This window comes from Peribacillus simplex (genome assembly GCF_900156045.1).
Classification (GTDB): Bacteria; Bacillota; Bacilli; order Bacillales; family DSM-1321; genus Peribacillus; species Peribacillus simplex_D.
Genome location: NZ_FTMX01000001.1, coordinates 1139234 through 1151382, shown reverse-complemented (window position 1 = coordinate 1151382; position 12149 = coordinate 1139234). Strand labels below are relative to the sequence as shown.

General features: G+C 41.4%; 9 protein-coding genes. All 9 read right to left on the bottom strand.

Annotation, left to right across the window (positions count from 1 at the left end; genetic code table 11):
• Positions 1–40 precede the first annotated feature (40 nt).
• The gene (locus BW986_RS05525) at positions 41–1483 is read right to left on the bottom strand and encodes an aldehyde dehydrogenase family protein (protein WP_076365812.1); all 1443 of its coding nucleotides are present in this window, start codon (positions 1481–1483) and stop codon (positions 41–43) included.
• 132 nt (positions 1484–1615) lie between these two features.
• Positions 1616–3046, bottom strand: coding sequence for an amino acid permease (locus tag BW986_RS05520; RefSeq protein ID WP_076365810.1), 1431 nt, complete (start codon positions 3044–3046; stop codon positions 1616–1618).
• 58 nt (positions 3047–3104) lie between these two features.
• Entirely contained in the window at positions 3105–4286 is a 1182-nt protein-coding gene (locus BW986_RS05515; protein WP_076365808.1) for a Glu/Leu/Phe/Val family dehydrogenase, read from the bottom strand.
• 85 nt (positions 4287–4371) lie between these two features.
• Positions 4372–6036, bottom strand: a complete 1665-nt coding sequence (locus tag BW986_RS05510; RefSeq protein ID WP_076365806.1) for a thiamine pyrophosphate-dependent enzyme — start codon at positions 6034–6036, stop codon at positions 4372–4374.
• A gap of 83 nt (positions 6037–6119) precedes the next feature.
• Positions 6120–7613: a sodium:solute symporter family protein gene (locus BW986_RS05505; protein ID WP_076365804.1), complete on the bottom strand. Its 1494-nt coding sequence runs from the start codon at positions 7611–7613 to the stop codon at positions 6120–6122.
• On the bottom strand, positions 7613–7795 hold the full coding sequence (locus BW986_RS05500) for a DUF3311 domain-containing protein (RefSeq protein ID WP_370662591.1): 183 nt from the start codon (positions 7793–7795) through the stop codon (positions 7613–7615). The genes BW986_RS05505 and BW986_RS05500 overlap by 1 nt, the downstream gene beginning before the upstream one ends.
• A gap of 95 nt (positions 7796–7890) precedes the next feature.
• Positions 7891–8865 (bottom strand): hydroxyacid dehydrogenase, encoded by a 975-nt coding sequence (locus BW986_RS05495; RefSeq protein ID WP_076365802.1) that lies wholly within the window; start codon positions 8863–8865, stop codon positions 7891–7893.
• Between the two features lie 187 nt (positions 8866–9052).
• Positions 9053–10987 (bottom strand): sigma 54-interacting transcriptional regulator, encoded by a 1935-nt coding sequence (locus tag BW986_RS05490; RefSeq protein ID WP_076365800.1) that lies wholly within the window; start codon positions 10985–10987, stop codon positions 9053–9055.
• Positions 10988–11647: 660 nt separating this feature from the next.
• Complete coding sequence (locus BW986_RS05485; RefSeq protein ID WP_076365798.1) at positions 11648–12082, bottom strand: general stress protein; 435 nt, start codon at positions 12080–12082, stop codon at positions 11648–11650.
• Positions 12083–12149: the final 67 nt, after the last annotated feature.

Sequence of the window (12149 nt, the reverse complement as noted above, 5' to 3'; positions counted from 1 at the left end):
TCTAATTTAAAAGTTTAAAAACGCTTGGTATAATTTGTTCTTATACCCGATCCATATAGACTGTCTTGACTTCTGTATAAAATTCAACGGCACTCTTCCCTTGTTCACGGCTGCCTGCACTTGAATTTTTACATCCGCCAAATGGCATTTGCGGCTCAGTTCCTGCTGTTTCCGAATTGACATGGACAAGACCCACTTCGACATCTTCAATAAACTTTTGAGCCGCCGTTAAATTATTCGTGCAAATTGCTGCGCTCAATCCATATTCGGAATCATTCGCCATCTTAACTGCATCCTCATAATTTCCTGCCTTAAACAGTGCGATGACTGGTCCAAAGATTTCTTCACGTGCAATGCGGGCATGCTGGGCAACATTTTCAAAGATAGCCGGTCGTACATAATAACCGTTCGCCAATTCCTCATCGGTCGGAACCTCTCCTCCACACAATAACGTTGCTTCTGATTTCCCAGCATCAATCATTTCAAGCACGCCATCGCGTTGTGATCTAGATACAGCGGGACCGATAAATGTTTCTTCGTTGAGCGGGTTACCTACCTTTAATTCTTTCGTACGGGCGACAAGACGGTCCCGGAATGCTTCATATATTCCTTCTTCGACAATCACCCTGCTGGTGGCTGTACATTTTTGCCCAGTGGACTTAAAGGCTCCGCCTACAGCGATTTCCACTGCTTTTTCTAGATCAGCATCAGCTAATACGACGAGCGGGTTTTTCCCTCCCATTTCCACTTGCACTTTCTTCCCATGTTCAATGGCTTGTTTTTGGATTTGCTGACCTACTTGATTCGAACCAGTAAAAGATATTGCCTTCACATCAGGATGCTCCACTAATGCAGCACCAATGACGGACCCCCTTCCGAATACACAATTAATGACTCCGGCCGGAATTCCCGCTTCATCAAATGCTTTTATCACATGATAAACCGACTTAGGTGTAAGATCAGCCGGTTTAATCACGACTGTATTCCCGTAAATCAGGGCAGGCGCCAATTTCCACACAGGGATGGCAATTGGAAAGTTCCATGGTGTAATCAACCCCACCGGTCCGAGAGGGGTACGGGTAGTGTATAAAAATGTATTGGCATTCGCTGAAGGAATTACTTCCCCGAGTGGCTGCCGGGCTTCAGCAGCATAATATTCAAGAATGCTGGCAGCTCGATTGGCTTCCCCCATCCCTTCCAGAAATGTTTTTCCTTCTTCCTTTATCAAATCCTGACCCACTTCCTGCATATTCTTTTTCAAAATTTCAGCTGCTTTCTGCAAGTATGAAGCCCTTTGCTGAAACGATAGTTTTTTCCAAGCAGGAAATGAATTTTTTGCGGCAGCCACTGCATCATGTAAATCAGCCGCCGAGCTAGATGGAAATTCTCCTAAATTCTCTCCATTATGGGGACTAAGGTTTTCCTTGTACTCCCCTGTAGTTGGTTCTTGCCATTTTCCGTTAATATAATTTAAGTAACGCATAATATTTCCTCCGTATTCTATTTTTCTACTTTTCAATCATAGTTTTTCTTATAACCGGAACTTCTAAATGGATCCTTCAACGATCCCTGCATCTCGAACGATTTCTTTTGTCGGGCATATTAAGAATAATCCCTATTGGACAAAGTCATTGGGCGGTTCATTCGATAATGCCGGCACCTCTATTTTCCTTCTCGTATATCTAAAATAGTAAAATATATAGCTAGCAACGACGAAACCTAAACCCCAATACAACGAAGTTCGCTGTGTCGGATCATATGCGGTGAACACGAAAATGCCTAGACACATAAGTATGCAGAGAATAGGGACAAATGGGAAGAAAGGTACTCTAAACTTCAGATCTTCAACCTTTCCGCCTGCTCTGATATACTGTTTACGGAATCTATACTGTGCGAACGCAATCGCTATCCAAGTAAGCACCCCGCCAACCCCGCTTATGGAAAGTAGCACAACAAATAACGTTTCTTCCGCTACTACACTAGTAAGTAGCGACAGCAAGGCAAAGACCATGGTGACGAGTAAGGCATTAAACGGTACACCGCGCCGATTGAGCTTTCCAAATGCAGAATGCGCCATACCATTTTGGGAAAGGGAGAAAAGGATTCTGGTACAAGCAAACAGTCCCGTGTTCCCAACAGAGAGTACCGCAGTCAATATTACAAAATTCATAATGTCAGCTGCATAAGGAATGCCTACCATTTCAAACACGGTAACAAATGGGCTTTCCAGTACTCCGACTTCTTGCCACGGAACGATAGCCGATAGAACAAAGATTGCCAGTACATAGAAAAGCAGCACACGTATTACGATGTTTCTAATCGCTCTCGGAATGCTATGTTGCGGGTTTTCCGTCTCTCCTGCTGCAACACCCATGATTTCCGATCCCTGGAATGCATATACGACTGTCATCATCGAAATAAACACACCCGTGAAACCTGTAGGGAATAGTCCATCACCTATAAAATTGGAAAAGAACGGGGCGGGTTGTGCATCCTCCATTTGAATCCAGCCAAACATCGCTGCCGCACCGATAATTATGAATAGAATAACGGCAAGTACTTTAATTCCGGAGAACCAATATTCTGTCTCTGCGAAACTTCTCGTTGTTAATGCATTTATAGAGAATAAAAGTACCGTAAATATCACACACCATATCCATACTGGTATATCGGGAAACCATCTAGTCATGAGCAAACCGGCCGCTACGAATTCCAAGCCTACATAAAGAGCCCAGCTCAGCCAGTAAATCCAGCCAATGACAAAACCAGTGGCAGGTCCAATGAATTTCGTTGCATGGACCTGAAAGGAACCGGACACAGGCATCACTACCGATAATTCACCAAGACAAATCATCGCCAAGTACATTAACAAACCACCGACTAAATAGGCAACAATCGCTCCTAAGGGTCCAGCTTCACCGATTGCATATCCTGATCCCAGGAAAAGACCTGTTCCAATTATCCCACCTAAGGAGAGCATGAATAAATGTCTACTCTTCATTGAGCGCTGTAATTCTTTTGGTTGATTTTCATGTTCTGCTTGCATGAATTCCCCCCCGTTTCTAATCGATAAACTGCCTAAACACTTTTTTGATTAACAAAAGTTAACGAGAGTTCCCCGATAACGCTTCGGAAGGCTCTGCAAATTCCGGTAAGTCGCTGATTGTCGGTTTAAATATTTCATAAGCTACTTCTCTTTGATATTTATTTTGGTTTTTAGCTTGTGTAAACAAGTGATACGTATTTTTCCTGCATAGTTTTTCAATATCATCAACGACAGCTTGTGGATTTGGTTTAACTAGTCCGAAAATAACCGCATCATAAAATCTTATCGCCCCCAGGTTGGCAACAAAATCATTGACAACATCAATTCCTCTTTGTTTTATGATTTCGTCTCCCTCAGAAGAAAGGGGAATGTTTGCCGCCTCCACAATCAAGCTCGCTTTTACGCTTTTAGCATTAGATATGTGGATGACATCCTCCAGTGCGGACGGAATTAAAATGTCGCACTCTATGTCGAGCCATTCCGTGTTCGGTCTTACGTCATAATGCGGTTCAAAAAAGGCTTTATCCATTTCTCCGTACATATTCTTATGATCAATGAGCTTTTGGACATCTAATCCTGCTTCACACGTTACCAAAAGAGCTGCATCGGAAATTCCCACGACTTTATAACCTAACTGGGACATTTTCAATGCACAGCTTGCCCCTACACAGCCGAATCCTTGAATGACAACTCTCGCTCCACCTTTTCCGCTTTTAAATTTCCACGCCTCATCTGCGGAAAATGCCACACCATAGCCTGTTACGACATCGTTTATAAACAGCCCATCGATTTTTGTCGTCAACAATTCATCGAAGTCTTTTATGCCTTGCAGAACATTCGGATTCTGCTTCATTGATTTCGTTAGTGGGATATCAATACCAAATTCATTAAATATTTTGAGCACATCTTCATATTTGGTACCTAAATCACTGCCTAAAGATACCCCTATATCTATATAAGGCATCATCGCAATCAGAAATCTTCTTAACACCGCATATGCGTCTGGCGCCTTATAATCATAGGCAATGCCCGCTTTACAACCGCCAGTCGTCTCAGACTCACAGGCAACATACTTATAAGCCATGGCCTCGGCCAGCCTTTCGACCTCTTCTCTTGTAACCGTTGGGTGCATTCTTGTACCGCCGCCTGTGTAGCCTTTTACAAAGTTATGGACGACCAGCCAGCCTTTAGCATCCGTTTCCGTATCATTCCATTCCACAACTAAATATGGTTTTAACAACTATGAAACCTCCCTTGAATATCCTACTTTTATTGGTTCCTGCTATCTTCCAATGCAAACAATACCAAAGCAGTCATGCCGGCAATTAATTGTTTGACACTAGCTTTTCGTGTACTTCTTTCTTATCTTGGCCTACAGATAAGATCTTTGGATTGACTGCAACCTCGATTACAGCCGGCAGCCCAGAAGCAATCGCCCTTTGCAGCGCTGGCGCAAAATCACTATTTTTTTCAACCTTTTCACCATGTGCTCCAAATAATCGTGCCAATTCGGCAAAATCAGGATTAGACAAGTCAGTTCCAACGACCCGATTTGGAAAATGACTTTCTTGATGTACACGAATTGTCCCGTAAATATTGTTGTTGACAACAATTGATATGGTCGGAATTTTATACCGTACAGCGGTTTCAATCTCTTGGAGAGTCATCATAAAGCCGCCATCTCCAGAAATTGATACAACATGTTTGTGAGGCTGCGCCAGCTTTGCCCCAATAGCAGCGGGCAGTCCGTATCCCATCGCACCCGACGTCGGCCCTACGTATGTGTTTTCTTGTTCGAAACGGTAATATCTAGATAGCCATCCGAAAAAGTTGCCAGCATCATTTGTAATGATGGTATCCTTCGGCAGACAGACGGCAAGATCATGCATCAATCCGTCCATATCCACGAAGTCTTCTGTGTAGTCGGCTTTTGTTTCAGAAAATTCCATATATTTATCATGCAATTCTTTCAAATGGTCTTCGCTTGAAATAATAGATCCTGGTTCTGGCGCTTGCAGTGCTTTTTCCAGGAAGCTCTTGGCATCCGCTTCAATGGCAAGAAAAGGTGCATATACTTTACCAAAAATATCGGGACAAATATCCACATGGATCAGCTTTGAATTTTTAGAAAGCAAGGTGTAATCTTGTGTTCCTACTTGAGAGAATCGTGTCCCCAATGCCAAAACTACATCTGCATCGCGGATTGCATCAAGTAAATATTGTGGTGTCCCAAACCCAAGCCATCCCGCATAGCAAGGATGTGAGTTCGGAAACGCGTCAAATCGCCGGAAAGCTGTAATGACAGGAAGTTTCATTGCCTCCACAAACTGTACAAGCAACCTGTTGGCCTTAGCATGAATCACACCTCCACCAGCAATCAATACAGGACGCTCCGCGTTTCGTATCATATCCATCGCCTGCTTCACAACTTCCATATGCGGTTGAGGAGGAAGCGAGCGATAAGAAGGATTTATGTTCAACTCTGCCTCATCTTCTAACATGTCATGCGGCAAAGCCACCAATACAGGGCCCGGACGCCCCGATCGCGCAATATGGAACGCCCGTTGCAATAATTCCGGGATCCTTTCCACACGATCGATCTCTACCGTCCATTTACATAAATGACTGAAAAAACCCGTCAAATTCACCTCCTGGAATGCTTCCTTTTCTTTAAAAGGACGTTCGACTTGGCCAATAAGCGCAACCAAAGGGGTTGAGTCTTGGGCAGCAGTATGAATGCCGATAGCTAAGTTTGTAGCACCAACTCCACGCGTTGCCATACAAACCCCCACCTCTCCCGAAGCCTTGGCATACCCTTCCGCCATAAAAGAGGCACCCCCTTCATGCCTGGCGGAAATAAGTTCTATTTCAGGATGTTGATATAGTGCATCCATTACACTTAAATAACTTTCACCTGGTACACAAAAAGCTTTTTTTACCCCTTCTTTAGCCATTACTTCTACGACTGCTCTTCCTCCACTGACTTTCATAATCAAGCCTCCCGCTTTCAAGTACGTGTTATTGTTCTAGTAATTTATGATTATATTAAAATTGGACTCATTCCCACTATCATTTAACTAGTTTTGTCCATTCCTGAAGCTTGTTTATTATCTTCTTCCATCCCAATTGATGTTTTTCTTGTAACGGCACTCACTCCCAAAGTTACTGCAATGTTGATGAGTAATACAGCTAACCCTACATCAAGATCTTGTATTGCTTGCGGTAGAGATGGAAATAAAGTAGCAAGTGTCGTACCTGAAGTAGTCGAGTATATGACAATTAGAATTCCAACGATCATTCCGGCAAAAGCTCCTTGAACGGTAACAGGGTTCTTTTTCCACAAACTAAAAAATAATGCGGGGAACAACTGTGCCATGAAGCTATATGCCATAAGATACAGCGTAAAAATCGACTCCCCGCCATTAAACGTAAAATATAGAGTCACTATGGAAATGGCAGGCACTAACATCCTGCTCAGTCTTTGAAGCTGTTCATCTGATGTATTCGGCCTCCACACCTTATAAACATTCTTGGAAAGTATCGTGGCAGTGGCCGTCAACACGAGTGAACTAGGTATAAGGGCGGCCATCGCCCCTGATGCTCCAATAACCCCTACAAACCAGGGATCAAATGACATCTTCGCCAGTTTAAATAAAGCTAAGTCTGTTTCTGCCCCCTGTAAATTCGGAACTTGGAGAATCGCAGAAAAACCAATAAATAACGAAAAAATGATGATTACTTGATAAATTGGCATAACCCCAGCATTCCAACGAAGTGATTTTGGACTTTTTGCAGAGAATACTCCCGCCAACATATGAGGAAACATATAGAATGCCAGTGCCGTCATGATCGTAGCTGAAATAAACCAAGAGATACTCAAACCTTGTTCCGGGAAAATCAAAAAACCTTGTTTTGCCGTATCGATTGCTTCAAACATCGGCTGTAAACCACCGTAATAATGAAGTGGAAAATAAATCCCCATGAAGACGACAACAGTCAGAATCATGATATCTTTAATGACCGCGGTCCACGCTACCCCATGCATCCCTGAAGCAGTTACATAAATTGTGATCGCAATGACACTTACGACTATAGCCACATTTGGAGAAATGGACCCATAGGAGGCTTCCGATACGATAATTCCTAACCCTTTCAACTGCATGATCAGATATGGAATAATTGAAATGACGCTAATTACCGCCACAAGAACTCCTAAAGCCGGACTATTGTACTTTTTATCATAAAAATCAGATTGAGAGATGACATTATTTTTTTTTGCATATCTCCAAATAGGCGGCAACAGCCAATAGGCGATTACAAAATAGAAGCAATTGAAAGCGTATAAGGCAGGAGGCATACCAGATCTATAAGCTCCGCCGCTTGCCCCCAAAAACGTATAGGTCGTAAACATTTCACCTGCTATCAAGAAGAAGAGCAAAAAGCTGCCGAAACCCCTTCCGCCTATAGCCCATTGTTCCAAACTCATATTTTTACCTTTTCGAGCTTGAAGCCCTAACCAAATACACAGAACCAGAAAGAAAAGGATAACAAGCAGGGCTTCATTCATCAGTCTTCTTCCTCCTCGGTTGCAGGATCAAGTTTATTGGCAATTATTAAAAACACTGATGTAAGACAAACCCATAATATGGCCCAAAAAAGAACAAATGGCATCCCTAAAACATAAGGTTCAATCCGATTGATAACCACAAGCGAGCCAAGTGCCGGTATTGCACTTATCACATAGATCATTTTCTTCATTTGTTCACCATCCTTATCAACAAATGCCCAACTTGAACCATCCAATCCTTCGTTTTCTGAAAAAACAGATAATTTTTTCTATATTATTACATTGACAGCCCTTTAGTTAAGGGCTCATTTACAGCCCAATTCGGTTGCAGGCCTGTAAGAACTTGTTCCACTTGCATTGCTGCATGTACAGCCATGCGTATCGAGCCTTCCTTCGTCAATGCCGCATTATGTGGACTGACAATCACATTATCCAATTTAAAAAGTGGGTTCCATTTATCAGGAGGCTCAACTTCAAATACGTCAATTCCAGCGCCGGCAATCTGGCCAGCTTGCAAAGCATTTACTAAATCACTTTCCTTCACCACACCGCCTCTGGAAGCGTTTACAAAATAGGAAGAAGGTTTCATCCAGGAAAACTCACGGCTTCCTATTATCCCTTTTGTTGTTTTCGTTAACGGCAGATGCAGGCTAATAACATCAGAGTTTCTGAATACCCATTCTAAATCTGTTGCTATCTCCAACTCCGAACTCGTTCTTGCTGTAACATAGGGATCGTAGCCAATCACTTTCATATCGAAGCCTTGGAAAGCCTTTTTTGCCAGTATTCTACCGATTCTCCCCAGTCCGATAATCCCCAAGGTCTTGCCTTCCAAGTCCATGCCAAAAAGTTGATTACGAATAGCAAAATTCCCGCTGCGCAGCTCTTTATCAGCCAAGCTTAAATTTTTGGACAATGATAAAATTAATGCCATTACATGTTCAGCTACAGAATTCGCATTTGCCTCTGGTGTATTTGTTACATAAATGCCACGCTCTGTAGCAGCTTCGATATCAATATTGTCTAAACCCACACCATACTTGGCAATCACTTTGAGGTTTTCAGCTGCTTGAATAACTTCTTTATTTATTACAGCCGTTGATCTCGTTAGTACTGCATCACACCCCTTGATTTCTTCCATAAGAATTTCTTGCGACAGATCAGACCCAACTTTAATCTTATAGCCCTTTTCTAGTAAATAACTTTTCCCCTCTTTCTCAATATCTTGAGGAATATACACTAAATGACTCAACTTCACACCAACCTTTCATATTAACCTTGAAGGAAAAATCTTTCCTACTGCATTGTTATATATACAATTATTGTGCCAATATAAAAAACATCCGTTTTTTCAAGAAAGAAGCCAATTAGCTCTTATATTAAGACAAAAATAAAGTTAACAAATTGTTTCAAAATGAATTAATCAGTATCATTACGTTTCAATTTGTTTCAATATTCAAGTGTTTCATCTTTCTCCATAAAGTCGTGCGACTCATTCCTAACTCAAAAGCAGCTTTTCCTTTATTAAAATTAACCTTGATTAACATTTGAACAATTCTTTCACGCTCGGATAAATGCATCCCAGGTGACATATCCATTTCTTCGTCTTGTGTCGACAACTGTATTTTCTTTTTACTTCTATTGGGAAAATACATTTCAATATCGTACACATCAATTAACTTATCTTTATAAAGGGCGCATAATCGCTCACAAAAATTTTGCAATTGGCGAATATTCCCTTCCCAATTTTCTTCGCTCAGCTTTTTCATGGCTGCATCCGTAATCTTAATTTGCTTTTGATCCGAATGACCTTTCTGAATAAATGCATTCACCAATAACGGTATATCTTCTCTGCGTTCCCGAAGTGGAGGCAATACAAGGTCCAGTACACTCAAGCGATAATACAGATCCTCCCGAAAGTCATTACATTTCACCATTTGCATGAGGTCTTTGTTCGTTGCGGATACAATTCTCACATCAACCGGAATTACTTTATCATCACCGATGCGCATGATTTCCCGCTCTTGGAGGACACGTAGCAGCCGGCTTTGCATTTTTGGGGAGATTTCCCCTATTTCATCTAAAAAAATCGTACCTCTATGAGCCAGTTCAAAAAATCCTTGCTTTCCGCCTTTCATGGCTCCCGTGAAAGCTCCTTCTGCATATCCGAAAAGCTCACTTTCCAATAAATTTTCGGGAAGCGCCGCGCAATTAATGGCTACAAACGGGTTATTTTTCCGATTGCTATGATTATGTATGCTTTGGGCGAATATTTCCTTGCCCGTTCCGGTTTCTCCAATTATAAGAATGTTTGAATCTACTTCACTATAACGTTGAGCTGTTTCAATCGTCCTCTTAATTTCGGAACTTCGATACAATATATCATCAAATGTGTACTTAGCCACATGTCCGCGTAAATGAAGCTTTCTAAAGAACTTCCCTTCCATCTCTTGAATGCGCGTAACATCTTGAAAGGCGACCATATCGCCCACTTTTTTACCCTTTAAAAATATCCCAACTTTTTTTACCGATAATTGAATCGATTGGTAAGCAACGGTATCTTTTTCGTATTCATCGTCGCTTAAAAGCATATTACGAAATTTCCCGGGCTTTATTATCTCGTATATGGAATTTCCAATTAAGCTCCCCCTCGAAATGGATAATATCTCCTGAGCCGCCGTATTAAATACAGATATTTGTCCTTTTAAATCTATAGCAATAACCCCTTCATAGGCATAATTAAGAATCGTTTGGTAACGCTTGGTCTTCTCCTGTTCCCTTCTGCTGACAAGAGCTACTCTTTTCGCCTCAATCAACGCCTGCCGAAATGATTCCTTTCCAGTGTCAACCAGAATGGCTCCCAACCCTATCTCTTCAGCATATTTACAGGTACTTAAACCACTTAACACAACCTCACAGCCATCGCTGGTAGCCAAATCCACTAAACTGACTGAGGACTCGATATCATTTAATATATAGGACTGAATCGGCAAATCAACAATATCCGAAAGGTTTTCCACGCCATAAATCATGTTTAACGCTCCTATAACGGCCACTTTTTTACTGCCAAAACGTGCCTTGCAATCATACAGGGAACGAATGAGGTCAATACCTTGTACAGGTATATCAACGATAGGAATGAATTCATTGCTTTCTTTTAATAGTTTCGTGATTAATCCCCTTGAAATGATTACATCAGCATCCAGCTTCAACTTCCCAATCTTATCGGCATCCTCAACCACCTCCTCTAAAACAAACTTCACTGCACCGTTATCATTGTTGTCCGATTCTTCCAACTTGTTGAATTCCTCAAATCTTTCAAAAGCATCCGTAATATACCCTTTTCGAGGAACAACGAGTTTTATTTTTATCAAAACACCCACCTCCAACGTAAAGTCATTTTGGTTTATTTGATATAAGCTCAAGCAATCTGTTATTCTAGCCCTTGTCATACAAGGACTTGACATAATCGGGTAAGTTAAGAATGCCGCAAAGGTGATCATTCAAAACCGCAATAAGAAAAGCAATGTGAGACTTCTAAAATAGTAATACTGATATTAGATATTTCACATTAATGACTTAGAAAAATAAAAAACCCTGTTATCGTGGGTTTTTTCAACATAAGGATTTCGATCGGTATTTAATAGGGTTATTCAGGTCATCACATTAAAGCTTGCTTTTCTTCACTAGATTACGCTTTTTAACATTATCATCAGTATAATGATTCTTAAGGTGAAAATCATCATGAAAAATCCTCTTTAATTTCTTAAAGTGGCATCGTCATCTACTTTATTTTCCAAAATTCCCCTTCTATTCTCGGTAATAGGACTTTATTCCTTTTATTCTTCATACAAATGTGGAATTCCTTTTGATTTTATAGGTACGGACAATAAAATTAGTCTACAAACATATTAACCCCGTTCAAGAAATCCTGAACGGGGTTTTTTCAATAAATTTTTATTTTGAGTTTTTTGTGGGCATTGAGCAGTAATCCTTCGTAAATCTGTTCATTCAAGGTGGTTTTACTTACGGACTTAAAAAGGATCGGCGATGACAAGGATTTTCCCTGCTTTAATATCCTCCACATATTGATCGACTTCGGCTTCCTCCAGTCCAATATCCAATAATGGCTTTCTCAATCCGCCTGCACCCGATGCTGCCCCGGCTGCAGCTCCGCCAAAAGTGGCGAAAATAGGTCCTGCTGCCAATATCGGACCAATTCCTGGTACGGCCAATGCACTCATTCCAATAAGCAGGCCTGTTAATCCGACAGCTCCGCCGGCTGCTGCCCCAGCTACTAATCCATCAGTCTTTGCCGGGGCGACTTCCTCGGCTTCACTGGGTAATTGATCAATGTTTTTTGCCACCACTGATATTTGATTGGATGTATATCCTTGTGTCTTTAAGTTTTCGACTGCAGAAGTCGCTTCATTTGCAGTTTCATATATTGCTATAAACCTCTTGTCCATGGTATCTGCTCCTTTAAAAGTAATGTATTATACAATACCCTTAATTGAGTTTTAATAACCTTCCATG